Below are 25939 nucleotides of genomic sequence, written 5' to 3' on the forward strand. Positions count from 1 at the left end.
GGCTGTTAGATTTCAGCCCGCACCGCCGCTTTATAGCGGAGCAAATCGCATTGTGTGACAAAGATTGGCGAATTCTGTTACGCCAGTTACACTAGCTCGCGAAATTCCCCGGGCTTCCTGCCCCTTTTAATTCATTCAATAAGTCAGGTGTTAACGTGCAGAAGTATTTAACAGAAGCGCGTCAATTGCTGGCCCTTGCGATTCCGGTCATCCTTGCTCAGGTGGCTCAAACCGCAATGGGATTTGTGGATACCATTATGGCCGGCGCAGTCAGCGCCACGGATATGGCCGCCGTTGCTGTCGGCACCTCTGTCTGGCTACCGGCCATCCTGTTTGGTCATGGTCTTCTGCTTGCATTGACGCCCACCGTTGCGCAACTCAATGGTTCTGGCCGCCGCGAACGCATCGGTGAACAGATCCGCCAGGGATACTGGCTCGCCTTTTTCGTCTCCCTGCTGATTATGGTGCTGTTGTGGCATGCCGGTTATCTTATCCGGGCGATGCATGACATCGATCCAGTGCTGGCGCTGAAGGCAGAAGGCTACTTGCATGCCCTGCTGTTCGGCGCGCCTGGCTACCTCTTCTTCCAGGTACTGCGCAATCAGTGCGAGGGGCTGTCGAAAACCAAACCCGGCATGGTGCTGGGCTTTTTAGGCCTGATGTTCAACATCCCGCTCAACTATGTCTTTATCTATGGTCACTTCGGCATGCCTGCCCTGGGCGGTGTCGGCTGCGGCGTGGCGACCGCCTCGGTCTACTGGGTGATGTTTATCTGCATGCGCTTCTGGGTGCGCCGGATGGGTAGCATGCGCGATATCCGTATGGAGAGCCGCTGGTCACCCCCTTCCCGTCCGATTCTGAGCCGCCTGATGACGCTGGGATTGCCGGTGGCGCTGGCACTCTTCTTTGAGGTCACGCTGTTCGCCGTGGTCGCCCTGCTGGTTTCGCCACTGGGCATCGTTAACGTGGCCGGTCACCAGATTGCGCTCAATTTCAGTTCACTGATGTTTGTATTGCCGCTGTCGCTGGGTGTCGCGACCACCATCCGCGTCGGTTATCGTCTGGGTCAGGGCTCCACCGAGCAGGCACGGGTCGCGGCCTGGACCGCCCAGGGGGTTGGCATCAGCATGGCGGCGCTGACCGCCATTTTTACCGTGACATTTCGTCATCAGATTGCCCTGCTCTATAACGACAACCCTGAAGTGGTGACGCTGGCGGCACAGCTGATGCTGCTGGCCGCAATTTATCAGTTCTCAGACTCGATACAGGTGATTGGCAGCGGGATCCTGCGCGGCTATAAAGATACGCGGTCAATTTTCTTTATTACCTTTATCGCTTACTGGCTGCTGGGGCTGCCCGCCGGTTATCTGCTGGCGCTGACCGACTGGCTGTTGCCGCGCATGGGACCTGCGGGCTTCTGGTGCGGCTTTATTATCGGTCTGACCTCGGCTGCGGTGATGATGCTCTGGCGCATCAGACGGTTACAGCAGTCACCGGCGGAAATTATTCTGACGCGTGCAGCACGATAACGTTCGAGGCGGGTCATTCATGGCCCGCAATGACGAAAAAAACGACGGTTAGCACAGTTGCTGTGCAGTCATGGCGAAAAAACTATTTTCCCCTTGCCAGCCTCACACGCTGCCGTTAATATTCGTCCCCGCTGTCGCCCAGACAGCATGTTGCGCTCTTAGCTCAGTTGGTTAGAGCACCACCTTGACATGGTGGGGGTCGATGGTTCGAGTCCATTAGAGCGCACCAAGTGCGTCCGTAGCTCAGTTGGTTAGAGCACCACCTTGACATGGTGGGGGTCGGTGGTTCGAGTCCACTCGGACGCACCAATATTCAGAATGCGCTCTTAGCTCAGTTGGTTAGAGCACCACCTTGACATGGTGGGGGTCGATGGTTCGAGTCCATTAGAGCGCACCACTTTCAGAATTTCTTCAGCTTGCGCAACTCCACTTTTATTGATCTGCATCGCTTCCCCCTTCTGCTTTTTGATTGGTTTTCGCATACTTAGCGTCTATACTGTCCCGCGTTGCTTACTTGAAAGGTTTCAGCGATCACGTGCTTACTGCGATAACTCAAATGATTTGCGCAACAACAGCGTGGTGGTTACCAACCGTAACCGCACAACTTCCCTGCACGCCTGGCCTTCGTCACCTATTCTTACTCAGTACTGCCCTTTTCAGTCTCAATCAGAAATTTCACTTCGATGCGCTGCCATCGGATTCCGCCCTTATTCATCCATCACAACTTACAGAAAATCCGTCATGAAAAAGACTAAAATCGTTTGTACAATCGGCCCGAAAACCGAATCCGAAGAGATGCTGACTCAGCTGCTTGAAGCTGGCATGAATGTTATGCGTCTTAACTTCTCTCACGGCGACTACGCTGAGCATGGTCAACGCATCACCAACATGCGTGCCGTTATGCAAAAAACCGGCCGTCAGGCCGCTATCCTGCTGGATACCAAAGGCCCTGAAATCCGCACCATGAAACTGGAAGGCGGCAACGATGCGGCTCTGAAAGCGGGTCAGACCTTTACCTTTACGACAGACCAGAGCGTGATTGGCAACAGCGAGCGCGTTGCGGTGACCTACCCGGGCTTCACTGCTGACCTGAAAATCGGCAACACGGTGCTGGTCGATGATGGCCTGATTGGTATGGAAGTGACCGAAGTCACTGAAAATACCGTGGTGTGTAAAGTCCTGAACAATGGCGATCTGGGTGAAAACAAAGGCGTTAACCTGCCAGGCGTCTCTATCCAGCTGCCAGCACTGGCCGAAAAAGATAAGCGCGACCTGATTTTTGGTTGTGAGCAGGGTGTAGACTTTGTCGCCGCCTCTTTCATCCGTAAACGTTCAGATGTGCTGGAAATTCGCGAGCACCTGAAACAGAACGGCGGCGAGCATATCCAGATCATCTCCAAAATCGAAAACCAGGAAGGCCTGAACAACTTCGACGAAATCCTCGAAGCGTCAGACGGCATCATGGTTGCGCGTGGCGACCTGGGTGTTGAGATCCCGGTTGAAGAAGTGATCTTCGCGCAGAAGATGATGATCAAAAAATGTAATAAAGCACGCAAAGTGGTCATCACGGCTACCCAGATGCTCGATTCCATGATCAAGAACCCGCGCCCTACCCGCGCAGAAGCCGGTGACGTGGCAAACGCCATTCTTGACGGTACCGATGCTGTGATGCTGTCAGGTGAGAGCGCTAAAGGCCGTTATCCGCTGGAGTCGGTCACCATCATGGCGACCATCTGTGAGCGTACCGATCGCGTGATGAAGTCCCGCATCGACAGCCAGAGTGATAACCGCAAAATGCGTATCACAGAAGCTGTCTGCCGTGGTGCTGTAGAGACCGCTGAGAAGCTGGAAGCGCCACTGATTGTGGTTGCTACTGAAGGGGGTAAATCTGCTAAAGCCGTGCGTAAATACTTCCCGAACGCGACTATCCTGGCGCTGACCACCAATCCGATGACTGCCCGTCAGCTGATCCTGAGCAAAGGGATTGAGACACGTCTGGTGACTGAGATCGCTTCAACCGACGATTTCTACCGTCTGGGTAAAGAAGCGGCGCTGGAAAGTGGCTACGGCCAGAAAGGCGATGTCGTGGTGCTGGTGTCAGGCGCATTAGTACCAAGCGGAACTACCAACACCGCTTCTGTACACGTTCTGTAAAACTCTCTCTGACCATTATTTTGAAGCGCCTTTATCGGGCGCTTTTTTTTATTTCTACTTAAACCAAATGTCAGAAAATTCCAATCGAAAATAACTATTCAAATACTCTTAATATTAAGGTTAATCCGATTAAATCTCTCTGTTTTCGCTAAATTTTTTTATCATATTCTGTGATTCGCTGCTTCTTTGAGCGAACGATCAAATTTAAGCATCTTCTCATCAAAAATTTATTCTCAACTTAAAAAGCTTTGTGTAATACTTGTAACGCTACATGGAGATTAACTCAATCTAGAGGGTATAAATAATGAATCGTACTAAACTGGTACTGGGCGCGGTAGTTCTGGCTTCAACTATGCTGGCTGGTTGCTCAAGCAACGCTAAAATCGACCAGCTGTCTTCAGACGTTCAGACTCTGAACGCTAAAGTTGACCAGCTGAGCAACGACGTGAACGCAGTGCGTTCAGACGTTCAGGCTGCTAAAGATGACGCAGCACGCGCTAACCAGCGTCTGGACAACCAGGCTCACTCTTACCGTAAGTAAGAGTTCTGGTTTAAAAATGGCGCCTTTATGGCGCCATTTTTTTTGCTCCGAATTCAGTGCCCTTCACAGGCACTTATCCGGTCAGGGCTGAACCGCGTTGCCCTCAGCCTGTGTCACCGGGCTATCAGCTCCCACAGATGCGCTCTCCAGCCCCGCAGGCGGCAAGGTATCACTCTGCACCGGCTCCCCACTGCTGACCAGCACAGGCATGCCTGAGCGTCGCGCTAAGCTGGCTTTAATCAGCGCACTATCACTCTTCTCACTTTTCATAAACTGCTTCACTCCGGCAGTGAGTGCAATCGGCATGGTCTGTGGATCGTCCTTGTCGTTGCGTGACAGCGGCTGATGGACTTCCACGTAGCGTTTCCCATCCGGCTCTACAGCGTACTTCACCGGCTGATTGATGATCTGTACCCGCGTCCCTTTCGGGGCTGAATTAAACAGCGCTTCGATATCTTCTGAACGCAGGCGGATGCAGCCTGAACTGACGCGCATGCCGATGCCGAATTTCGCATTAGTGCCATGGATCAGATACTGGCCGGTGCCGCGCGCCAGACGCATGGCAAACTGCCCCATCGGGTTATCCGGTCCGGCGGGGACCACGCCAGGCAGCGTAATGCCCTCTTTGGCGTAGCGTTTGCGGATGTTCGCCGTGGGCGTCCAGGTAGGATTAGGGATCTTCTGGCTGATCTGCGTCACCATCACTGGCGTGGCCGCACCCAGCTGGCCAATGCCGATGGGATAGACAATGACCTTATCCTCCCCTTTGGGATAGTAATAGAGACGAAGCTCGGCCAGATTCACCACAATCCCTTCGCGCGGCGTATCGGGCAGGATCATCTGTAGCGGCACCGTCAGCTGGGTGCCCGCTTTGGGCAGCCAGGGATCGGTACCGGGATTTGCCTCCAGCATGCTCAGCAGGCCGACCTGGTAGCGCGCCGCAATCGCTTCCAGAGGTTGTTTATTGTCAGGAACCTGAGTCAGGACGTTTTCGCCAATCAGGCGACTGTCAGGTGGTGGCAGCGGATATTCGGTGGCGAACGCGGGTGCAGAGAGCCCAAAGCAGGTCAGCAGCAATGCACCGGCTAAACGTAAAGCAGGTTTCATGCAATTTTCTCGTCAGATAAAAAAACAGACGCCGGATGGCGTCTGTGGAGTGTAACTTAGCTGAGGTTCTGAGCGGTATGGCGAATAGACCGAATCATCGCCTCCAGCCCCTGCGACCGGGTGGGCGTCAGGTGCTGCATCAGTGCCAGTTCGCCAAACCAGTGGCGCACATCCAGCGCCAGGATATCGGCGGGCGGCAGGTTCTGATAGAGGCTAAATACGATAGCAATCAAACCCTTAACGATAGCGGCATCGCTGTCGCCTTCAAACGCAATGGAACCATCCGCCTGCGGGGTCATTCTGATCCACACCTGACTCTGACAACCCGAAATCACGTTCTCCGGCTGGTGTAAGGTTTCAGAAGATTCCGGAAGCTTTGAACCCAGCTCAATAATGTAGAGGTACTTCTCTTCCCAGTTAGCGCAACGGTTGAAGTTGCGAACCAGTTTCTCTTTTTCAGGCAAATTCGCCATCAGTGACTCCGTTAAAACTGTTCAGCCGCCCAGCAGACGATGAATGCGCGTCAAACCGGCAGCCAGACGATCCACTTCCTCTTCACTGTTATAGAACGTGAAGGAGGCACGGCACATCGCCGGTACATTGTAATGCTGCATCAGCGGCATCGCGCAGTGATGTCCGGTGCGGATGGCAATGCCATATTGATCCAGGAAGCTGCCGACATCGTAGGCGTGGTGTTTACCGAGATTGAAGGCGATAACGCCAGCTCGTGACTGCGGACCGTAGATCTGGATATCCGGAACGGTGCCCAGTTTATCGAGCGCATAGTTCATCAGTGCCGTCTCGCGCTGATGAATCGTATCCAGTCCCAGCGCCTGCACATAGGCCATCGCCGCACCAAAGCCGATAATACCGCCGGTATTCGGCGTACCCGCTTCAAAGCGCCACGGCGCACTGTTCCAGGTGGTGCCGGTAGGCAGCATGACGCGCTCAATCATTGAACCGCCCCCTTCCCATGGTGGCATCTCATCCAGCAGCGCTTTGCGGCCGTAGAGAATACCCACGCCGTTCGGTCCATAGAGTTTATGGCTGGAGAAGGCGTAGAAGTCGCAGCCGATATCCTGCACATCAACCTTGTCATGCATCACCGCCTGGGCACCATCCACCAGCGTTACCACGCCAGCGGCTTTTGCCTGAGCAACGATCGCCTTAACCGGATTAACCGTGCCGAGCACGTTTGAAACATGCGTCACCGCCAGCAACCGCGTACGGCTGTCGATCAGCCCCGCCAGTTGCTCCAGCGCCAGCTCACCGTTGTCATTTAATGGCAGGACACGCACTTCTGCGCCGGTGCGCTGGGCCAGCATCTGCCATGGAACAATATTGGCGTGATGCTCCATCTCAGTGATGATCAGGTTATCGCCAGCCTGGAGGTTACTGCTGCCCCAGGTGTTCGCCACCAGATTGATGCCTTCGGTGGTGCCTTTGACGAAGACAATCTCTTCCTGTGACTGCGCATTGATAAAACGGGCAGCCTGATCGCGCACGTTCTCCATGTCGCTGGTCGCCTGCTGGCTCAGCGTATGGATACCACGATGCACGGCCGCATAGCCGTGCTGATAGAAATGACTCTCGGCGTTAATCACCGAGAGTGGACGCTGTGCGCTGGCAGCACTGTCAAGATAGGCCAGCGGATGACCGTTGACCTCACGCTTCAGGATAGGAAAATCAGCCCTGATGCGTTCGAGATCGAAGTTCATCATATGTCGCCTCCGGGAAAACGTTGCGCGATACGCTGCAGCACGGCCTGACGCATCACCTCATTTTCCAGTGTCTCGGTCAGTTCTGCGGCAAACGCATGAATAATCATGGTCTGTGCAGCATCCTGCTCAATACCGCGCGAACGCAGGTAGAACATCTGCTCATCATCAATACGACCGATGGTGGCACCGTGGCTGCACTTGACGTCATCCGCATAAATTTCCAGCTGCGGTTTGGTATCGACTTCTGAGAGCTTGCCCAGCAACAGGTTGTTGTTGGTCATCTGCCCGTCTGTCTTCAGCGCATGCTGTGCCACTTTAATGTGGCCGTTAAACACCGCACGGCCTTTGTCACGCACGATGGTTTTATGCATCTGGCGGCTGACGCAGTGGCCCTTGTTGTGCTCCAGGTAAGTACGGGTATCCGCCACTTCCTGTTTCACTGGCAGCACCAGGCTGTTGATCGCCAGCGTGGTGTTTTCGCCGTTCAGCTGGGTACTGGTGTTGTGACGCGACAGCCCGGCACCCAGCAGGAAGCTGGTGCTGCTGACCTGGCCATCGTTACCAATGACCAGATCGTTATGCGCAAAGTGATAGCTGGCGCTGCTTTCAAAGGCCAGCTTCGTGTGCGTCAGTTTGGCATTGTCGCCTACCGCAAAGGTAAAGCGCGTGCCGGTGAAATGGGCACGCTCATCCAGTGAAACGTAGTGCTCAATCACTTCCGCTTCGGCACTCTCTTCCAGCTGCAGGTGATGACGATAGTGAACCGTGTTCATACCCGTCTGCTGACCGCTGGTGATGTGCAGCAGATAGACCGGACGCGCAGCGGATTTACCGCGTGCCAGACGCAGGGTCGTCACCTCTTCTGCCAGACTCTCTGTCAGATGCAGGAAGACTTCAGGCTGAACCGCAGCAGGCAGCGGACGGCGCTCGGCGGCCACGCTGTGCTGAACCTCAAACAGTTCGCAGTCGCGACTGCTGAAGGCTGGCTGGAACTGACCGTCAACATAGACCAGACGGATCGCATCCAGCGGCAGCGCCAGTGCATCAACCTGTTCAGCGCTCAGGGTCTGCGGCGCGTCAGGCAGTACAAACTGCTGTGACAGTAAGGTGTCCAGTGGCGTATACTTCCAGTTTTCGTGCTTGCGGGTTGGCAGGCCAACGCGCATCAGTTGCTGCCAGTGCTGCTGTGCCTGCAGAGAACGCACGTCGCCACGCGACTCAAACAGGTGATGCCACTGTTGCAGCGCAGAATCACTCTTCGTCGGTAAGCCAGCCATAACCTTGCTCCTCCAGCTGTTTCACCAGCGAGAAGTCGCCAGATTTCACGATTTTGCCCTGATACAGAACATGAACGAAGTCTGGCTTGATGTAATCCAGAATACGCTGGTAGTGGGTCACGATGATAAAGGCACGCTTCTCGTCGCGCAGGCTGTTTACGCCATTCGCCACGATTTTCAGCGCATCGATATCCAGGCCTGAGTCGGTCTCATCCAGGATGCAGAGTTCTGGCTCCAGTGCCGCCATCTGCAGGATGTCGTTACGCTTCTTCTCACCGCCGGAGAAGCCAACGTTGACTGAGCGGGTCAGCAGATCTGCCGGCATCTTCAGCAGCTCAATTTTCTCTTCAATGAAGTCCTGGAAATCGAAGCGATCCAGCTCTTCCTGCTGACGATATTTGCGTACCGCATTGACCGAGGTCTGTAAAAAGAACTGGTTGCTGACGCCCGGAATTTCTACCGGATACTGGAATGCCATAAAGATGCCTTCACCGGCGCGCTCTTCAGGGGCCAGTTCCAGCAGATCTTTACCTTTGAAGCTGACCGAACCGCCGGTTACTTCATAATCTTCACGGCCTGCCAGCGTCGCTGACAGGGTGCTTTTACCTGAGCCGTTCGGGCCCATGATGGCATGCACTTCGCCGGGTTTAATTTCGAGATTCAGGCCACGCAGAATGGCTTTATCTTCAACACTGACCTGCAAATCTTTAATGCTTAACATACTTATTCCTTCACATTGCTTCCGGCAACGCGTGTGACGGCATCAGCCCACACTGTGCTCAAGGCTGATGGCTAACAATTTCTGGGCTTCCACAGCAAATTCCAGTGGCAACTCCGAGAATACGTCTTTACAGAAGCCGTTCACGATCATCGAGATGGCGTCTTCTTCACTGATACCGCGTTGCAGACAGTAGAACATCTGATCTTCGCCGATACGTGATGTCGTGGCTTCATGCTCAAGCTGAGCGGTATTGTTGCGGGTCTCCACATACGGGAAAGTATGTGCGCCGCAATCAGGACCGATCAGCATCGAGTCACACTGCGTAAAGTTACGGGCATTGGTCGCGGTTGGCATGATTTTCACCAGCCCGCGATAGGTGTTCTGACTTTTACCGGCCGAAATCCCTTTAGAGATGATGGTCGACCTGGTGTTTTTACCAATGTGGATCATCTTGGTGCCGGTATCGGCCTGCTGACGACCGCTGGTCAGTGCCACTGAGTAGAATTCACCCACCGAGTAGTCCCCGCGCAGAATGCAGCTTGGGTATTTCCAGGTGATAGCAGAGCCGGTTTCAGATTGCGTCCAGGACATCTTACTGTGGTCGCCTTCACACAGCGCGCGCTTGGTCACGAAGTTCAGGATACCCCCCTCACCTTCGCCGCCTGGGAACCAGTTCTGAACCGTCGAATATTTCACTTCGGCATTTTTGTGGATGATGACTTCCACCACGGCCGCGTGCAGCTGATAGGTGTCACGCACTGGCGCTGAACAGCCTTCGATGTAGCTGACGTAGCTGTCTTCATCGGCAATCAGGATGGTGCGTTCGAACTGACCGGTTTTCGCTGCGTTGATGCGGAAATAGGTCGACAACTCCATCGGGCAACGCACCCCTTTCGGGATATAAACGAAGGTGCCGTCAGAGGCGACTGCCGAGTTCAGCGCCGCAAAGAAGTTATCGTTCGCCGGAACAACCGTGCCGAGATACTGCTTCACCAGCTCCGGGTGCTCCTGGATCGCTTCGCCAAAGGAACAGAAGATAATCCCCTGCTCCGCCAGCTTGCCGCGATAGGTGGTCGCCACCGAAACGGAGTCAAAAATGGCGTCAACCGCCACTTCACGGCCTTCACGCACCGGGACACCCAGCTGATTAAAGGCGTTTTCCACTTCCTGCGTCAGATAATCGCTGGCTGGCGCGCTGCCTGAAGCCTGCATTGCGCCGGGTTCTGATGCGCAGCTGTCATCACAGTTGCCGCAGGAAGGCGCGGAGTAGTAGCTGTAATCCTGGTAGTCGAGTTTTTCGTAGTGCGCTTTCAGCCAGTGTGGCTCTTCCATTTCAAGCCAGGCACGAAACGCTTTAAGACGAAACTCCAGCATCCACTCTGGCTCGTTACGCTTGGCCGAGATCGCCCGCACCACATCTTCATTGATGCCGTTGGCAAATTCTTCGGTTTGCAGTTGGGTAAAGAAGCCCTCTTTGTAGTTGAGCTTGCCTTCCCAGATTTGTACATCGTCAGATGTTTCGCTGTGTCGTGACATATTTCACTTACTCGACGCCAAAGCTCTCACCGCACCCGCAGGCGTGCTGAGCTTTAGGGTTATTGAATTTAAAAATCTGATTCAGGCCTTCACGAACGTAGTCCAGTTCGGTGCCATCAACGAATGGCATCGCCTGTAGCGGCACAAACAGCGTTGCGCCATGGAATGAGAACTGCAAATCATCCTCGACTGGCTCTTTCACCAGATCCATGACGTAACCAAAACCGGCGCAGCCGGATTGTTTTACGCCGAGCCGCAGACCCTTGACATCGGGGTCCTGAGCCGCCAGATTGAGAATTTGTTGCGCTGCGGTTTCAGTCAGCGTCAGCCCTTTCCAGACAAAATCGTCGGGTGAGAAAGAGTCTGTATTAACGGATGCCATGTTGATACCTCTTGAGTCCGGACCTTTTCAGGCTATCCCCCCTATGGTAGTGATCTGACCAATCACTTCAACCTCTTGTTTTGCAGGGATAATCATCTTGTGCGGTTTTATTTGCTTAATTATTAAGCATAGCCTCTTCAGCTCACCTTGTGGTGAGCGCGTCAGCATAAATAAGCCAGTGTTAACCTATTAATAAATCACTCTTTTTTAAATAACCATTTTTGATAAAAATGCTTATTGATAGGTTACGCCTTTCTGCGATGTAAACAGATTGTTATTTCCGATTATACCGACAGGCAGGATAAATCGATAAATTTTTCTGCCCGCCAATTGCAATCACAGCCCAATTGAATATGATAATTATTATCATTCACATTCAGGGTGGCATTATGACGCTTTCTGTCTCAGCCTGGCTGCAGCACAAAATCGACGAATATCAGTTTGCGGTGCGTGATATCACCGTCGACTTTTATATGGCGCAGGCAAAGCTCGACCGGGCCGACTGCACGATTCATCAGCTACGTCAGTTTAACGATGCCTGTCAGGATATGGCAGAAATCTGCCAGTTGAACGGTGACGACCAGAGTTACCTGCATGCCATGGGTAAACTGCATCACCGACTGGTGCAGGAGATGGGAAACAGCGATCGCGATCGCCTGTTTCGCCTTCAGGCTTATCAACTGGCGCGATTGTCCCTGACCCGCCTCTGCCATCAACTGGCAATGGTCGGAGAGTGGAACCAGGCCACTGCGCTGCAAAGTGACTTTATGCGTCACGCAGGCTGGATATTCTAATCCAGCCAGGGCGTGACGTCGCGCACAATTTTTTTACATTAGCTCTAACAATGCCTGAAGCGGATGACGCATTCCGTTGCCCTCTACACGCTTGACCTGACTGCGGCACGAATAGCCGGTGGCCAGGCAGCGCTGGCGTGGCAGTCGCTGAAGCTGGGGATGCCAGGAGAGCGCGTAGATCCCCAGCGAGTTTTCAAGGTTCTTACTTTCGTGACCGTAGGTGCCTGCCATACCGCAGCAGCCAACATTGATGTTCTCCAGCTTCGCGCCAAAACGGGAGAAGATCGCCTGCCACTGATTCGGTGTGGAGGGCAGCGCGGTCACCTCGGTGCAGTGTGCAAACAGATACCAGGATTCTCCGCCCGTGGCCTGCACGTCACGCTCTGCCAGTGCACGCTCTAACCACTCATGTACCAGCAGGACGTTAAAGTCGCCGCGTGATTCGCCCAGCGTCTGACGATACTCATCGCGATAGCAGAGCACCGTGGCCGGATCGACACCGACCATGGGCAACCCCAGTTTTGCCACCCGATTCAGGAAATCGGCGGTGCGGGATGCCGTGCGGGCGAAACGTTGCAGGAAACCTTTCACATGTTGCGCTTTGCCATTTGGCGAGAATGGCAGGAGCACGGGCCGGTAGCCCAGTTTCTCAATCAGCCTGACAAAATCGTTAACCAGCTGCGCCTCATAGAAACTGGTAAAGGGATCCTGCACCACCAGCACAGAGTTTGCGCGTTCAGTGGCTGACAGCCCTTCCAGCTGCTCCAGCGTCATGTTCATGGCGGGATGACCACTGAGCTGCTGTTTCAGATTTGGGGCCGAAAGCAGAGGCAGATCGACCATACCGATATGGGTTTTACTTATCTCTTTCAGCCACGGCTGGCGCAGGAAGAAGTTAAACACTTTCGGTGCTTTTGCCATCAGCGGCGCGTAGCCCTCCACTGCAGCCACCAGGTGATCGCTGACCGGACGCAGATAACGGGTATGGTAGAGCTGTAAGAAGCGCGAGCGGAAAGCGGGCACGTCAATTTTAATCGGACACTGGGTAGAGCAGGCTTTGCAGGCCAGACAGCCCGACATCGCCTCTTTCACCTCGTGCGAGAAGTCATACTCCCCTTTGCTGGCGTGCCAGCTATTGCGGGTACGGGCAATCAGAGTGCGAAGCGACAGCCGATTTTCGGGCAGCTGCTTTTCCAGGGTGAGCGGATCGACGCCCTGCCCGGCCAGCAGCCGCAGCCACTCCCGCGTCAGTGTTGCCCGCCCTTTGGGCGAGTGAATGCGGTTGCGGGTGATCTTCATGGAGGGACACATCGGGCTGCGGGCATCAAAGTTAAAACACAACCCGTTGCCGTTACACTCCATCGCGCCACGCCATTCATCCCGGACCGTTAACGGAATCTGACGATCATAGGTTCCGCGCTTCACCGCATCGACCTGCATCATTTCATCATTACTGTTAAATGGCGTACAGATCTTGCCCGGATTCAGGCGATTGAGCGGATCAAAGGCCGCTTTGATGCGGCGCAATTCGTTAAACAGCGTCTCACCGAAGAATGCCGGACTGTACTGGGCTCGAAATCCTTTGCCATGTTCACCCCACAGCAGACCGCCGTAGCGCGCTGTCAGCGCCACGACTTCGTCGGAGATCTGTTTCATCATCATCTCCTGCTGCGGATCGCACATATCCAGCGCCGGACGCACATGCAGTACACCTGCATCAACATGACCAAACATGCCGTAGCTCAGCCCGTGGCTGTCGAGCAGCGCGCGAAACTCGACGATGTAGTCCGCCAGTTTTTCCGGTGGGACCGCGGTATCTTCCACAAAGGGAATCGGTTTAGCCCGGCCTTTGGCATTTCCCAACAGACCCACCGCTTTTTTACGCATGTTATAGATGCGTTCAATGCCATCCAGGTCGTTACAGAACTGATAGCCAATCACGCCGCCCTGCTGCTGCGCCATCAGTGCGTCAAGGCGGCCACAAAGCTGTTCAATCTGCTGATCGATCAGCGCGGCGTTGTCACCGGCAAACTCAACAATATTCAGACCCAGCATCTCTTTGTCGGGTACATCGGCGATCAATTCGCGCACCGAGTGCCAGACAATGTCTTCACGCGCCAGGTTCAGCACCTTAGAGTCAACGGTCTCTACCGAGAGCGCCTGCGCTTCCACCATAAAAGGCGCATTGCGCAGGGCGGAGTCAAAGGAGTCATATTTGATATTCACCAGTCGGCGCACTTTAGGCAGCGGCGTGATATCAAGCCGCGCTTCCGTGACAAAGGCCAGCGTGCCCTCTGCGCCGCACAGCAGGCGCGTCAGGTCAAAGGTTTGCATATCGTCGCTGAAGACATGGCGCAGGTCATATCCGGTCAGGAACCGATTCAGCTTTGGAAACTTTTCCAGAATCAGCGCACGATGCTCGCGGCAGCGCGTCAGCACCTGCTGATAGAGCCGGCCTTCGGGCGTCGCCGTCTGCGCCAGGGTTTCAGCCAGCGCGGTGGCCATTGGCCGCGTATCAAGGATATCGCCGCCCAGCAGCACGGCGCGCAGGCCCAGCACATGGTCCGAGGTTTTGCCATAGACCAGTGAGCCCTGGCCGGACGCATCGGTATTAATCATGCCGCCCAGCGTGGCACGGTTACTGGTGGATAACTCCGGCGAGAAGAAAAAGCCGAATGGCTTCAGCCAGACGTTAAGCTGATCTTTGATCACCCCCGCTTCAACCCGCACCCACCCCTCATCCGTATTGATCTCCAGGATACGGTTCATGTAGCGCGACATATCCACCACAATCCCCTGATTCAGCGACTGACCGTTGGTGCCGGTACCGCCGCCGCGCGGGGTAAATATCAGACTGGCAAAGCGCGCTTCTCCGGCCACGCGGGCGAGCAGCGCAACATCCGCAGTCGAGCGCGGAAAGAGCGCCGCGTCGGGCAGCAATTGATAGATGCTGTTATCGGTGGAGAGTGAGAGACGATCGGCATAGCTGGTTGCCATGTCACCGGTAAAACCCTGCTCTTTCAACGACTCAAGGAACGTCAGCACCAGTTGAACGAGGCCCGGTGCCTGCGAAATCTGTGGGATCATGATTGTCTGACCGAAGGTGTTGTAAACGTTTGCGTTTATAGATTAGCGATTTCTCGTTTTATCATATTTTTCCTGCGCCTGCCCTTTTTTCAGAAAAGGCAAAAACCTTTCTCCGCGACTCTGTTTAATCCTCAGCAAATAGATCATGATAAAAACCGGCATCCGAATGCCTGAAAATGAAGGATTAAGACGAGGTTATGAGTCAATGATGAAAAGCCAGTACCGGGATATGGATTTACCGCAAATACTCTTCACCCTGATGTTCATTCTGCTGCTGATTGTCGCCTGTTTATGGGTCGTGCAGCCGTTTATTCTGGGCTTTGCCTGGGCCAGCATGGTGGTGATTGCCACCTGGCCATTGATGCTGAAATTCCAGCGACTGTTATGGGGACGCCGTTCCCTGGCGGTGATCGTGATGACACTGCTTCTGCTGCTGCTGTTTATTATCCCTATCGCCCTGCTGGTCAGCAGCCTGATTGATAACAGCGCGCCGGTGATTGCCTGGGTTACCCAGGGGCATATGATGCCGCGACTGTTATGGCTCAACGATGTACCGATGGTCGGCAAAAAGCTTTATGTCAGTTATGACACACTGGTAGCAAGCGGCGGTGCCGGCGTCATGGCGAAAATACAGCCCTATATCGGCCGTACCACCGGTTTTTTCGTCGCGCAGGCCGGTCATTTCGGACGCTTTATGATCCATCTGGGCGTGATGTTACTGTTCAGCGTGCTGCTCTACTGGCGTGGCGAACAGGCTGCCCAGGGCATTCGTCACTTTGCTTTCCGCATGGCGGGACGGCGCGGTGATGCCGCCGTACTGCTGGCGGCGCAGTCCATTCGTGCCGTGGCGCTTGGCGTAGTGGTGACGGCGCTGGTGCAGGGCGTGCTGGGCGGTATCGGTCTGGCGATCTCCGGCATTCCTTACGCCACGCTGTTGACGGTGCTGATGATCCTCTGCTGTCTGGTACAGCTCGGCCCGCTACTGGTGCTGGTTCCCGCCATTATCTACCTCTACTGGAGCGGAGATACGACATGGGGAACGGTGCTGCTGGTCTGGAGCTGTGTGGTCGGCACGATGGATAACGTGCTGCGCCCGATGCTGATCCGTATGGGTGCCGATCTGCCAATGATCCTGATTCTTTCTGGAGTTATTGGTGGACTGTTTGCGTTCGGGATGATTGGTCTGTTTATCGGGCCGGTGGTTCTGGCGGTCTCCTACCGTCTGGTTTCCGTCTGGGTTCATGAAGCGCCTGCCCCGGATAGTGACCAACTGGCCGTGGCTGATGCCCTGGCGGATCACGATGATACCCCGCCTGCTGTATGATGAGATGCAATAACCCGCTGCGCCGCTAGCCCCCATAAGCATTGATTAGTGCGGTTAATGATGATTAACCGCACCCCTTCTCTCAGATCAGATAAATTCTGTTTTCCATTAGCGATTTTTAAGAAAAAAGCCACCTTTGGCCTGAAAGTGACCTTTTCGGGCCAAAAAAGATTACTTTCTGCACTGTTTCTTAAGCCAAATGGCGAAGTAAAGGTCACAAAAGATTATTGGCTTTAAACTAATAAGAGGATTCTTAAAGACGACAGCCAGCCGTATGAATAACATGTTTCCTATGTTCGAAATCAACCTGATGATTTTCAGACAATCTCATTCCCCTGAGTAGAGTAAAGAATTGCTGTGTGTAGTCTTTGCCCATCCCCTGTGATGGGCTTTTTTTTTGCCTGAATCTGACCAGATATAAACAGAAAAGGCCCGCATAGCGGGCCCTGAAGAGTGCTAACAACCCGTATCAGGCTGTTTTATTTAACTGCGCCAGACTCACCCAGGTCTCCACCACCGTGTCCGGGTTCAGTGACAGACTGTCGATGCCCTCTTCCATCAGCCATGCGGCGAAATCCTGATGGTCTGACGGTCCCTGCCCGCAGATTCCGACATATTTCCCCTTCTGCTTCGCGGCCCTTATGGCCATTGAAAGCAGCATCTTCACGGCCTCGTTACGCTCGTCAAACAGCGCGGAGACGACGCCAGAGTCGCGGTCCAGCCCCAGCGTCAGCTGAGTCATGTCGTTTGAGCCAATAGAGAAGCCATCGAAGTGCTCCAGGAACTGATCCGCCAGCAGGGCATTTGACGGGATCTCGCACATCATAATGATCTTCAGCCCGTTCTCGCCGCGCTTCAGTCCCTGACGCCCCAGCTCTTCCACCACAGCCTTCGCCTGCTCAACGGTGCGCACAAACGGAACCATAATCTCGACGTTTGTCAGGCCCATCTCGTTGCGAACACGTTTCACCGCTTCGCACTCCAGTGCAAAGCAGTCCCGGAAGCTGTCAGCGACATAGCGACCCGCACCCCGGAATCCCAGCATCGGGTTTTCCTCTTCCGGCTCGTAGCGTTCTCCACCCACCAGGTTGGCATATTCATTGGTTTTAAAGTCAGAAAGTCGGACAATTACGCGTTTCGGCGCAAAAGCGGCGCCAAGCGTGGCAATTCCTTCAGTCAGGCGAGCGATGTAAAACTCCACCGGATCATCAAATCCTTTCATCATTTTACGGATCTGCTGCTGCAGCTCCGGCGTCTGTTGGTCAAACTCCAGCAGCGCTTTAGGGTGGACGCCGATCATACGGTTAATGATAAATTCCAGCCGCGCCAGACCCACGCCTTCGTTAGGCAGACAGGCGAAATCAAAGGCGCGATCGGGGTTGCCCACGTTCATCATGATCTTCAGCGGCAGTTCAGGCAGTGAATCGACCTGCGAACTGGTGACGTCGAAGTCGAGCAGTTGATCATAAACGTAGCCGGTATCACCTTCGGCACATGAGACCGTGACGTTATGCCCCTCTTTCAGCCGGTCGGTGGCGTCACCACAGCCCACCACTGCCGGAATGCCCAGCTCACGCGCGATGATCGCAGCATGACAGGTCCGTCCGCCACGGTTAGTCACAATCGCTGATGCTTTTTTCATGATCGGTTCCCAGTCCGGGTCGGTCATGTCGGTCACCAGCACATCGCCTTTTTCAATGCGATTCATTTCGCTGATATCGTGGATGACCTTCACCACGCCTGCGCCAATACGATGACCGATAGCACGACCTTCCACGACGACGCTGCCCTGCCCCTGCAGCGTGTAACGCTCCATTACCTGACCATTTGAGCGTACGGTTTCAGGGCGCGCCTGAACAATAAACAGTTTGCCGGTGTGCCCATCTTTGGCCCACTCAATATCCATCGGGCGCTGATAATGCTGTTCAATCAGCACCGCCTGCTTCGCCAGCGCCTGCACTTCCTCATCGCTCAGGCAGAAACGGTCGCGTTCGGCCTCAGGCACATCTTCGATCCGCACCTGCTCGCCATGCGCCTGTGAATCGGCATAGACCATGCGAACCTTTTTCGAGCCCATATTGCGGCGCACAATCGACGGACGATCGGCTGCCAGGGTTGGCTTGTGCACATAGAACTCATCCGGGTTAACGGCACCCTGCACCACCATTTCCCCCAGCCCCAGTGCAGCGGTGATAAAGACCACCTGATCAAAGCCGGACTCGGTATCAATGGTGAACATCACACCCGAGGCGGCCAGGTCTGAACGCACCATGCGCTGTATTCCCGCAGAGAGCGCAACGCCACGATGGTCATAGCCCTGATGCACACGGTAGGAGATAGCGCGGTCATTAAACAGCGAGGCGAAGACATGCTTTACCGCCACCATGACGGCGTCGATGCCCTGTACATTCAGGAAGGTTTCCTGCTGGCCGGCAAAAGAGGCATCAGGCATATCTTCTGCGGTTGCAGAGGAGCGCACGGCAAACGACGCGGCATCATCATCAGCAGAAAGCTGCTTATAGGCGTCCAGAATGGCGGACTCCAGCTCGGGCAGGAACGGTGTCTCCACGACCCACTGACGAATTTGCTTACCCGCTTTTGCCAGCGCATCAACGTCATCAATATCGGTCTCATCCAGCAGCGCATAAATGCGCTGATTCAGCCCGCTTTGATCGAGGAACAGGTTAAAGGCGTAGGATGTGGTCGCGAAACCGTTGGGCACGGAAACGCCCAGCGACGACAGATTAGTAATCATTTCACCCAGAGAGGCATTTTTGCCCCCCACCCGGTCAACATCATGCATGCCAAGCTGGTTATACCAGAGCACGAGTGGCTGTTCGCCTTTACTGGACATTGAGCTTATCCTTTATCAATTATCAATGAATGGACACAGGGAGTAATCTGTTTTCAGCCTGGCATATCACCCTCTCAATAACGATCTGTTGAATCGTTAAAGCAGAATTTCAGCCACAGTTTCGGAATTGTGAGCGCTTTATTTTGCTGTTGCGCAAAGTCGCCTTTTTTCTCTAAATGATTGATGCCACAGGAAATGGCAGATTTTCAGCCACTTAAGCATTCTGTTTTGTTGCGCAACAACTGCGTGGCTACTTGCGGCTTAACGACGGATTAAAAAGAATGCTGGCTCAACGAGCCACCCTTTCATTTTTAGTATCATGATGAAACGACAGACAAATAATCCGGACAGACATTCCAGAAATTAAAATCAGAGATGATTTATTTAATCGCATGGCCCATGCTGAATGCTCACTCTTGTCTGAGGCTGATTTCGTTATGACAACTGACAGAAGCGTTTTTTATATCTCCGATGGTACGGCCATTACGGCTGAGGTGCTGGGTCATGCGGTGCTGTCGCAGTTTCCGGTCAATATCACCAGCCTGACGCTGCCGTTTGTGGAAAATGTTCAGCGGGCGCTGGCGGTTAAAGCCCAGATTAACGCGCTCTATCAGCAGAGCGGTGTCCGGCCGCTGGTCTTTTTCTCCATCGTGACGCCGGAAGTGCGCGACATCATCGTACAGAGTGACGGCTTTTGTCAGGATATCGTCCAGGCGCTGGTCGCCCCGCTTCAGCAGGAGCTGGGGTTATCGCCCGCGCCGGTGGCACACCGTACCCATGGACTGGATGCCAGTAACCTGGGTAAATATGACGCACGTATCGCGGCCATCGATTACACCCTGGCGCATGATGACGGCATCTCGCTGCGCGGGCTGGAAGATGCGCAGGTGATTCTGTTAGGCGTCTCGCGCTGTGGCAAAACACCCACCAGCCTCTATCTGGCAATGCAGTTTGGTATTCGCGCCGCCAACTATCCATTCATTGCCGACGATATGGATAACCTTAAACTCCCGCCCGCGCTGCGCGCGCATCAGAATAAACTGTTCGGGCTGACCATCGACCCGGAACGGCTGGCTGCGATACGTCAGGAGCGGGCGGAAAATACCCGTTACGCCTCGATGCGTCAGTGCCGGCTGGAGGTGGGCGAAGTGGAAGCGCTGTTTCGCACTCATCAGATCCGCTATCTCAACAGCACCAACTACTCCGTGGAGGAGATTGCGACCAAAATTCTCGACATTATGGGCCTGACTCGCCGCATGTACTGATGGGTAACTGGCGCTGAACTGTAAAGCGGCGCTGCCGTCGCTTTTGATTTCATTATTAAATTCCGGGTTGAATTCGCAGACTAATGGTTTATTGTGACCACCATCACTTCCCGGTATTTCACCGCTGCGAAGAACCGTTTTCGAGAAACCCATGAACAAAACCGACGAACTGCGTACCGCACGCATTGGTAGTCTGATTACCCCGGCCAGCCTGGCGGCCGAGCATCCTGTCTCTCCGGCAATTGCCGACAATGTCACCGCTGCCCGTAAACGTATTGCCCGTATTCTGACGGGTGAAGATCCCCGCCTGCTGGTGGTGATTGGCCCCTGCTCGCTGCACGACCCGAAAGCGGCACTGGAATATGCTGAGCGTCTGAACGCGTTACGCCGCCGCTATGAAGATCGGCTGGAGATTGTGATGCGCGCCTACTTTGAAAAGCCGCGCACCGTAGTGGGCTGGAAAGGCTTAATCTCCGATCCGGATCTGGATGGGAGCTACGATGTGAACCGCGGCATAGGCATCGCCCGCCAGCTGCTGATTGATATCAACGCGCTGGGCCTGCCTACCGCCACGGAATTCCTGGATATGGTGATCGGCCAGTTTATTGCCGATCTGATTAGCTGGGGCGCGATTGGCGCACGCACCACCGAAAGCCAGATCCACCGCGAAATGGCATCGGCCCTCTCCTGCCCGGTCGGCTTTAAAAACGGCACCGATGGTAACGTACAGATTGCCGTGGATGCGATTCGCGCCGCGCGAGCCAGCCACATGTTCCTTTCGCCCGATAAGCTGGGCCAGATGACTATCTATCAGACCAGCGGCAACCCGCATGGTCATGTGATCCTGCGTGGCGGCAAACAGCCTAACTATCATGCCAGTGATGTCGCCGCCGCAGCCGAAAGTCTGTCGGCATTTAATCTGCCACAGCAACTGGTGATCGACTTCAGTCATGGTAACTGCCTGAAGCAGCATCGTCGTCAGATGGATGTCGCGGCAGAGGTGGCAGAACAGATTAAAGCGGGATCGCAGGCCGTTGCTGGTGTGATGATTGAAAGCTTCCTGGAAGAGGGCAATCAGAAAGTCGTCAGCGGCGAACCGCTGGTCTATGGCAAGTCGATTACCGATCCCTGCCTCGGCTGGCAGGAGAGCGAAAAGGTGCTCGCCCTGCTGGCCGAGGCGGTTTCTCACCGCCTCTGAGTCTGCATCAGCTGGAGCAGCTCACTTCCAGGGTTTTGCCCCAGTCTGGCGGCCGCTGACGATATTCAGCGGCTGTCTGATCGCTAAAGGGTTGCTGTAACGCCTGATGCAGACGTGCCAGCGCCCCCTGCTCTCCCCGCTCCGCCTCTTCAATCGCCTGCTGCGCCAGATAGTTGCGCAGAATCACCGCCGGATTGGCCGCCTTCATCACGGCCTGACGTTCTGCATCGCTGACCTGCTCATCCATCAGACGGCTGCGGTAGCGCTGATACCAGCTATCAAACGCCTCACGATCGATAAACTCATCCCGCAGCGGTGAACGGCTGTCAGCCTGTTGCGTCTCACTGAGCAGGCGGAACGTCAGGGTGTAATCGCTATGCTCCTGCGTCATCAGTGCCAGCAGATCGGTCAGAATCTCATTATCGCTGCTCTGCTGCGTCAGCAGACCGAGTTTCGCCCGCATCCGTTCGCCCCAGACCCGCATCAGTTCAGGTTCGTAGGCGCTCAGTGCCGTCCGCAACTGCTCGGTGGTCAGCAGACCCGACAGCGCATGTGCCAGCCGGTTAAGATTCCACATGCCGATCATTGGCTGATTTTCAAAGCTGTAGCGCCCCTGATAGTCGCTGTGATTACAGATGAAGTCAGGCTGATAATCATCCAGAAAACCAAAGGGGCCATAGTCGATGGTCAGACCCAGAATCGACATGTTGTCCGTGTTCATCACTCCATGAGCAAAGCCCACGCTCTGCCACAGCGCAATCAGACGCGCAGTGCGTAACACAATGTCGGTAAACCACTGTTGATAGCGGTCTGCTTCAGCGTCCAGATGCGGCCAGTGATGGCGAATGGCGTAGTCGGCCAGTTGCTGCACTTTCTCCTGCTGCTGGCTGTAAAAGAAATGCTCGAAATGACCGAAACGCAGATGACTCGGTGAAATGCGCATCAGCATCGCGCCACGCTCTGTTGTTTCGCGGTAGACCGGTTCATCACCTATCGACAGGGTCAGCGCACGCGTGGTGGGAATGCCCAGATGATGCAGCGCTTCCGAGGCGAGAAACTCACGCACGCTGGAGCGGATCACGGCACGTCCATCACCCATGCGGGAATAAGGCGTCAGGCCTGCGCCCTTGAGATGCCAGTCCAGCTTGCTGCCATCCTCCAGACGCTGCTCACCCAGCAGAATGCCGCGCCCGTCGCCAAGCTGGCCCGCCCAGACGCCAAACTGATGGCCGCTGTAGACCTGCGCCAGCGGCTGCATGCCGGGCAGCAGTGCGGCACCGTGCCAGACGGCATGCCCCTTATCGGCAAAGAGCGCGCTATCCAGCCCCATTGAGGCTGCAAGCGGTGCGTTATGATACAGCAGGCGTCCGCCTGCAAGTGGCGTGGGGTTCAGCGCGGTGTAACACCCGGTAAGTTCACGGAACCAGGTGTTGTCAAAAGAGGCCTTGCCTGAGGACATTGTTTCTCCCATGCGATGCTCAGCGTTACTTAAGGTTAGTCCTCTAGTGTAACGCTGATAGCGGGGATTAACAGGAAGTATCAGCCGGGATGCTGCGCGGATGGCACACGATCGTCGGCGCAGATCAGCGAACGCAGCGCGTCAGATTTTACCACCGGGAAGAGCGCACCCTGAAACTCAGCACCGCTCAGCTGGCTGACTTTATCCAGCAGCACGTCGTCATCAATGCCACAAATAATGAGCCGGTCACAATGGGCGCGGAAATTATCGATAATGCTCTGAATAAATGGCACGAATGAAGCGCGCTTTGCCAGCGAATGAATAAACTCTTTGTCCAGGCAGATGCAGCTGAATAAATTATCGTAGACCGCATTAGAGGGGGTCTTACCCGCGCCGAAATGAGAAATCGCTAAATTAAACTCAGCATGCAGGCTTGCCAGCAGGGGATTATTTTTCCCCAGTTTTAGTTGCGGAAACGTTTCAGTGATATTCAACAGAATGAATGGCAACTGCTTTATTTTGCGCATCACTAATTCGCTGGCCAGCAGCGTCCGGGCCATGCCTTCATCAATACGTATAAATGCTGACACGGAATGCGCTTCAAAAAAGCCGCGATTCTGCTCCAGCAATCCAATCTGACTTTGCAGCAGGCGCAGCTGCTGCGACTCATCGAGCTGCGGCAGCAACAGATCCTGCGGCAGGGTGATGGGGGCACTTTCATGCACAAACTGCGTGACCAGCTCGACAGCGGTCAGTCGCCCATTAACATCACAGACAGGATAAAACCAGATTTCCGACTGATAGTCGGCCGAAAGATGAATTTTCATTTTAATGCCAGAATATGCGGCGATGGGGATATCGTATAGTAATGGTCAGGCGCAGGCAATAGTGCCAAATCATTGAAGAGACGAACTTCTTTACTCTTCCATTGCCGTTTGGCAGCAGGCGATCACCCTTAAGCCAAATAGTAGCGATGAAACAGCGGTTATTAGTGGAATTAAATAAGCGTTTATTATGTTTATTAAAACCCACGCTCAATAACTGTCATTTAAAATAAACCTTTTACTCTCTGTTTTAACTCTATTTAAAATTGGACTTAAGTTTGATTCCCCGGACCTGCGTTTAAATACGACGCGCCTGCCAGAACACTTTTCGCCAGTAGACATTGTCGAGCGAGGAGCGGATGACGCCCTGGCTGGTTGAGGCATGAATAAAAGCATTATCGGTGTCATAAATGCCCACATGCAGGCCATTCTCCCCGCGACCGGTTTTGAAGAAGACCAGATCGCCTGGCAGCAGCTCGTCTTTGCTGATTCGGGTGCCGATATCGCTTTGAGCTGAGGTGGTGCGCGGCAGTTGCAGCGCAAATTTATCGCGGAAAGTCAGATAGACAAAGCCGGAGCAGTCAACCCCGTTACGACTCATGCCGCCATAGCGATAAGGCGTCCCACGCCAGTTACCGAGCTGATCGTTCAGTTCCGCAATCACGGTGATCGAATCGGAAAGACGGCCATTAATCGGCGGAGCGTGATGACTGCATCCCGTCAGCAGCAGAACTAAAATCAGCAAACCCAGGCGCATCGCCAAATGTCCTTATCAGAAGTTGCAACCGGCTTAATGTAGCGGTAAAGCCCGCCGGGTAGCAAGTGTCAGGGCAATACGGTCAGCAGCGTGCGTCCTTCAAGTTCAAGCTGCCGGAAAGCAATCTGGTAGATCGGTGTCAGGCGCTGCGGCGTCAGAACCTCAGCCGGTTCACCCTGCGCAATCAACGCTCCCTTATCCATCAGCCAGACCCGATCCGCCTGTTGCAGGCTGTGGTTGAGGTCGTGACTGCTGGCGATAACGCTGATGCCCGCCGCGCACAGGTCGGCAATCAGATCGTCCACCGCTTTTTGCTGGGCGATATCCAGCGCGGTCATGGGCTCATCAAGGATCAGCAGCCGCCCGTGTGGATTGATGTGGGGATCAATCTGCACACAAACCGCCGCCAGCCTGACGCGCTGCCATTCACCACCGGAGAGCCGGGTCAGTGAACGCGATAACTTATCCTGCAGCTGAAGCCGTTTCAGCAGCGTGCTGAGGCGATCGTCTGTCTGCCCCCCCGCCTGTTTCAGATGCAGACGCAAATAGTGCCAGACCGGCATCTGGCTCAGCGGTGCCTGCTGCTGAGGCAGCCAGCCGCGAACCCGGGCCATCGCCGCGCCGTTCCAGTCACTCAGCGGCTGTTCGTCCAGCAGCACCGTGCCGGAGGCGGGTTGCAGTCCCGCAATCACACTGAGTAAGGTGCTTTTGCCTGCACCGTTCGGGCCTGCCACGTGCAGCAGCTGAGCGGCGGCAAGCTCACCGGTCAGAGGCAGCAGCCGTCCGGGGACGGCGGCCTGTTGCAGGCGCAACAGCATCTATTTTGCCAGCGCCTGCTTAATGGTTTCCAGAATGATCGGATCTTCCGGCGTCATGTCAGGTGCAAAACGCTGGATCACGCTGCCGTCACGGCCAATAAGGAATTTTTCGAAGTTCCACAGAATGTCGCCCTGCTCTTTCGGCGCGCGTCCTTTGCTCTCCATACGCTCGTAAAAGCCGCTGCCTTCCGGGCGCACCGCGTCAGGTCGGGCCGCAATCAGCTGAGCATAGAGCGGATGACGGCCTGCGCCATTCACCTCGGTTTTGGCAAACATCGGGAACGTGACGCCATACGTGGTGCTGCAGAAGGTTTTAATCTCCTCACTGCTGCCCGGCTCCTGCTCCAGAAACTGGTTGCAGGGAAAACCGAGTACGCTGAAGCCCTGATCCTGCCAGGCTTTCTGCAGGTTCTCCAGCTCTTCATATTGCGGCGTCAGACCACATTTCGAGGCAACATTGACCACCAGCAGTACCTTGCCCTGCCATTGTGACAGCGTGGTTTTTTCCCCATCGAGCGTAACCAGTTCAGTTTGATAAATGTTCATGCTGTTTCCTGTTGTGGATGCTGTTGTGGATACAGAGTCGCCAGC

At 54.7% G+C, this 25939-nt stretch carries 21 protein-coding genes, 3 tRNA genes and 1 other RNA gene; 11 read left to right on the forward strand and 14 right to left on the reverse strand.

Features of this window, described 5'->3' with window-relative positions; translation table 11 throughout:
• The first annotated feature begins 155 nt into the window (after positions 1-155).
• The 6 genes from LC417_RS04445 to LC417_RS04470 all read left to right on the forward strand — a co-directional run bounded on the left by LC417_RS04445 (position 156) and on the right by LC417_RS04470 (position 4224).
• Complete coding sequence (locus tag LC417_RS04445) at positions 156-1529, forward strand: MATE family efflux transporter (RefSeq protein ID WP_223565533.1); 1374 nt, start codon at positions 156-158, stop codon at positions 1527-1529.
• Positions 1530-1681: 152 nt separating this feature from the next.
• A tRNA-Val gene (locus LC417_RS04450) sits at positions 1682-1758 on the forward strand.
• A 3-nt stretch (positions 1759-1761) separates the two neighbouring features.
• A tRNA-Val gene (locus LC417_RS04455) sits at positions 1762-1838 on the forward strand.
• A gap of 11 nt (positions 1839-1849) precedes the next feature.
• Positions 1850-1926, forward strand: a tRNA-Val gene (locus LC417_RS04460).
• A gap of 344 nt (positions 1927-2270) precedes the next feature.
• Positions 2271-3683, forward strand: coding sequence for a pyruvate kinase PykF (gene pykF / locus LC417_RS04465; protein WP_010245613.1), 1413 nt, complete (start codon positions 2271-2273; stop codon positions 3681-3683).
• 304 nt (positions 3684-3987) lie between these two features.
• On the forward strand, positions 3988-4224 hold the full coding sequence (locus LC417_RS04470) for a major outer membrane lipoprotein (protein WP_003853216.1): 237 nt from the start codon (positions 3988-3990) through the stop codon (positions 4222-4224).
• Positions 4225-4305: 81 nt separating this feature from the next.
• On the opposite strand, the gene LC417_RS04475 is transcribed toward LC417_RS04470, so the two are convergent.
• From LC417_RS04475 to sufA, 7 genes are read right to left on the reverse strand one after another with little or no spacing between them, the layout of a single operon-like run.
• A complete protein-coding gene (locus LC417_RS04475) occupies positions 4306-5331 on the reverse strand; it encodes a L,D-transpeptidase family protein (RefSeq protein ID WP_223565534.1) in 1026 nt (341 codons plus the stop codon).
• A 56-nt stretch (positions 5332-5387) separates the two neighbouring features.
• Entirely contained in the window at positions 5388-5804 is a 417-nt protein-coding gene (gene sufE, locus LC417_RS04480) for a cysteine desulfuration protein SufE (RefSeq protein WP_010245623.1), read from the reverse strand.
• Between the two features lie 21 nt (positions 5805-5825).
• Positions 5826-7049 (reverse strand): cysteine desulfurase SufS, encoded by a 1224-nt coding sequence (gene sufS, locus LC417_RS04485; RefSeq protein ID WP_223565722.1) that lies wholly within the window; start codon positions 7047-7049, stop codon positions 5826-5828.
• Positions 7049-8329: a Fe-S cluster assembly protein SufD gene (gene sufD, locus LC417_RS04490; protein ID WP_052271702.1), complete on the reverse strand. Its 1281-nt coding sequence runs from the start codon at positions 8327-8329 to the stop codon at positions 7049-7051. Before sufD ends, sufS begins: the two co-directional genes overlap by 1 nt.
• Positions 8304-9050 (reverse strand): Fe-S cluster assembly ATPase SufC, encoded by a 747-nt coding sequence (sufC, locus tag LC417_RS04495; protein WP_010245631.1) that lies wholly within the window; start codon positions 9048-9050, stop codon positions 8304-8306. Before sufC ends, sufD begins: the two co-directional genes overlap by 26 nt.
• A 42-nt stretch (positions 9051-9092) precedes the next feature.
• On the reverse strand, positions 9093-10586 hold the full coding sequence (sufB, locus tag LC417_RS04500; RefSeq protein WP_223565535.1) for a Fe-S cluster assembly protein SufB: 1494 nt from the start codon (positions 10584-10586) through the stop codon (positions 9093-9095).
• Between the two features lie 7 nt (positions 10587-10593).
• Positions 10594-10968, reverse strand: coding sequence for a Fe-S cluster assembly scaffold SufA (gene sufA / locus LC417_RS04505; RefSeq protein ID WP_010245637.1), 375 nt, complete (start codon positions 10966-10968; stop codon positions 10594-10596).
• Between the two features lie 389 nt (positions 10969-11357).
• Between sufA and LC417_RS04510 the strand changes: the two genes are divergently transcribed.
• Positions 11358-11762 (forward strand): hypothetical protein, encoded by a 405-nt coding sequence (locus LC417_RS04510; protein WP_010670035.1) that lies wholly within the window; start codon positions 11358-11360, stop codon positions 11760-11762.
• Between the two features lie 33 nt (positions 11763-11795).
• Here LC417_RS04510 and LC417_RS04515 read toward each other — a convergent pair whose 3' ends face one another.
• A complete protein-coding gene (locus LC417_RS04515; protein WP_223565536.1) occupies positions 11796-14849 on the reverse strand; it encodes an FAD-binding and (Fe-S)-binding domain-containing protein in 3054 nt (1017 codons plus the stop codon).
• 205 nt (positions 14850-15054) lie between these two features.
• Here LC417_RS04515 and ydiK point away from each other — a divergent pair, with 205 nt between their 5' ends.
• Positions 15055-16173, forward strand: a complete 1119-nt coding sequence (gene ydiK, locus LC417_RS04520; RefSeq protein WP_010670033.1) for an AI-2E family transporter YdiK — start codon at positions 15055-15057, stop codon at positions 16171-16173.
• 292 nt (positions 16174-16465) lie between these two features.
• An RNA gene (rprA, locus tag LC417_RS04525) (antisense sRNA RprA) lies at positions 16466-16573 on the forward strand.
• 69 nt (positions 16574-16642) lie between these two features.
• On the opposite strand, the gene ppsA is transcribed toward rprA, so the two are convergent.
• Positions 16643-19027 (reverse strand): phosphoenolpyruvate synthase, encoded by a 2385-nt coding sequence (gene ppsA / locus LC417_RS04530; protein ID WP_010245649.1) that lies wholly within the window; start codon positions 19025-19027, stop codon positions 16643-16645.
• A gap of 437 nt (positions 19028-19464) precedes the next feature.
• Here ppsA and LC417_RS04535 point away from each other — a divergent pair, with 437 nt between their 5' ends.
• Together LC417_RS04535 and LC417_RS04540 are read left to right on the forward strand one after the other, a co-directional pair.
• Positions 19465-20292: a pyruvate, water dikinase regulatory protein gene (locus tag LC417_RS04535; RefSeq protein WP_010245652.1), complete on the forward strand. Its 828-nt coding sequence runs from the start codon at positions 19465-19467 to the stop codon at positions 20290-20292.
• Between the two features lie 151 nt (positions 20293-20443).
• Complete coding sequence (locus LC417_RS04540; RefSeq protein WP_010670032.1) at positions 20444-21490, forward strand: 3-deoxy-7-phosphoheptulonate synthase; 1047 nt, start codon at positions 20444-20446, stop codon at positions 21488-21490.
• 7 nt (positions 21491-21497) lie between these two features.
• On the opposite strand, the gene LC417_RS04545 is transcribed toward LC417_RS04540, so the two are convergent.
• From LC417_RS04545 to LC417_RS04565, 5 genes are all read right to left on the reverse strand, one after another.
• Positions 21498-22949 carry a YdiU family protein gene (locus LC417_RS04545; RefSeq protein WP_010245658.1) on the reverse strand — a complete coding sequence of 484 codons (1452 nt, stop codon included), beginning with the start codon at positions 22947-22949 and terminating at the stop codon, positions 21498-21500.
• Positions 22950-23029: 80 nt separating this feature from the next.
• Positions 23030-23776: an EAL domain-containing protein gene (locus LC417_RS04550; protein ID WP_010670031.1), complete on the reverse strand. Its 747-nt coding sequence runs from the start codon at positions 23774-23776 to the stop codon at positions 23030-23032.
• 295 nt (positions 23777-24071) lie between these two features.
• On the reverse strand, positions 24072-24530 hold the full coding sequence (locus LC417_RS04555) for a C40 family peptidase (RefSeq protein ID WP_010245666.1): 459 nt from the start codon (positions 24528-24530) through the stop codon (positions 24072-24074).
• A 68-nt stretch (positions 24531-24598) separates the two neighbouring features.
• A complete protein-coding gene (gene btuD / locus LC417_RS04560) occupies positions 24599-25348 on the reverse strand; it encodes a vitamin B12 ABC transporter ATP-binding protein BtuD (protein WP_223565537.1) in 750 nt (249 codons plus the stop codon).
• A complete protein-coding gene (locus LC417_RS04565; protein WP_010670029.1) occupies positions 25349-25894 on the reverse strand; it encodes a glutathione peroxidase in 546 nt (181 codons plus the stop codon).
• Positions 25895-25939: the final 45 nt, after the last annotated feature.

Source organism: Pantoea sp. OVA07A (assembly GCF_019969975.1).
GTDB lineage: Bacteria > Pseudomonadota > Gammaproteobacteria > Enterobacterales > Enterobacteriaceae > Pantoea > Pantoea agglomerans.

Coding starts and splice junctions, on each gene's coding strand:
- btuD (WP_223565537.1), bottom strand. CDS start 25,348: ATGCTGTTGCGCCTGCAACAGGCCGCCGTCCCCGGACGGCTGCTGCCT.
- sufD (WP_052271702.1), bottom strand. CDS start 8,329: ATGGCTGGCTTACCGACGAAGAGTGATTCTGCGCTGCAACAGTGGCAT.
- LC417_RS04515 (WP_223565536.1), bottom strand. CDS start 14,849: ATGATCCCACAGATTTCGCAGGCACCGGGCCTCGTTCAACTGGTGCTG.
- sufS (WP_223565722.1), bottom strand. CDS start 7,049: ATGAACTTCGATCTCGAACGCATCAGGGCTGATTTTCCTATCCTGAAG.
- ppsA (WP_010245649.1), bottom strand. CDS start 19,027: ATGTCCAGTAAAGGCGAACAGCCACTCGTGCTCTGGTATAACCAGCTT.
- sufC (WP_010245631.1), bottom strand. CDS start 9,050: ATGTTAAGCATTAAAGATTTGCAGGTCAGTGTTGAAGATAAAGCCATT.
- sufB (WP_223565535.1), bottom strand. CDS start 10,586: ATGTCACGACACAGCGAAACATCTGACGATGTACAAATCTGGGAAGGC.
- sufE (WP_010245623.1), bottom strand. CDS start 5,804: ATGGCGAATTTGCCTGAAAAAGAGAAACTGGTTCGCAACTTCAACCGT.
- LC417_RS04535 (WP_010245652.1), top strand. CDS start 19,465: ATGACAACTGACAGAAGCGTTTTTTATATCTCCGATGGTACGGCCATT.
- LC417_RS04540 (WP_010670032.1), top strand. CDS start 20,444: ATGAACAAAACCGACGAACTGCGTACCGCACGCATTGGTAGTCTGATT.
- sufA (WP_010245637.1), bottom strand. CDS start 10,968: ATGGCATCCGTTAATACAGACTCTTTCTCACCCGACGATTTTGTCTGG.
- LC417_RS04475 (WP_223565534.1), bottom strand. CDS start 5,331: ATGAAACCTGCTTTACGTTTAGCCGGTGCATTGCTGCTGACCTGCTTT.
- LC417_RS04565 (WP_010670029.1), bottom strand. CDS start 25,894: ATGAACATTTATCAAACTGAACTGGTTACGCTCGATGGGGAAAAAACC.
- ydiK (WP_010670033.1), top strand. CDS start 15,055: ATGATGAAAAGCCAGTACCGGGATATGGATTTACCGCAAATACTCTTC.
- LC417_RS04550 (WP_010670031.1), bottom strand. CDS start 23,776: ATGAAAATTCATCTTTCGGCCGACTATCAGTCGGAAATCTGGTTTTAT.
- LC417_RS04510 (WP_010670035.1), top strand. CDS start 11,358: ATGACGCTTTCTGTCTCAGCCTGGCTGCAGCACAAAATCGACGAATAT.
- LC417_RS04470 (WP_003853216.1), top strand. CDS start 3,988: ATGAATCGTACTAAACTGGTACTGGGCGCGGTAGTTCTGGCTTCAACT.
- LC417_RS04545 (WP_010245658.1), bottom strand. CDS start 22,949: ATGTCCTCAGGCAAGGCCTCTTTTGACAACACCTGGTTCCGTGAACTT.
- pykF (WP_010245613.1), top strand. CDS start 2,271: ATGAAAAAGACTAAAATCGTTTGTACAATCGGCCCGAAAACCGAATCC.
- LC417_RS04555 (WP_010245666.1), bottom strand. CDS start 24,530: ATGCGCCTGGGTTTGCTGATTTTAGTTCTGCTGCTGACGGGATGCAGT.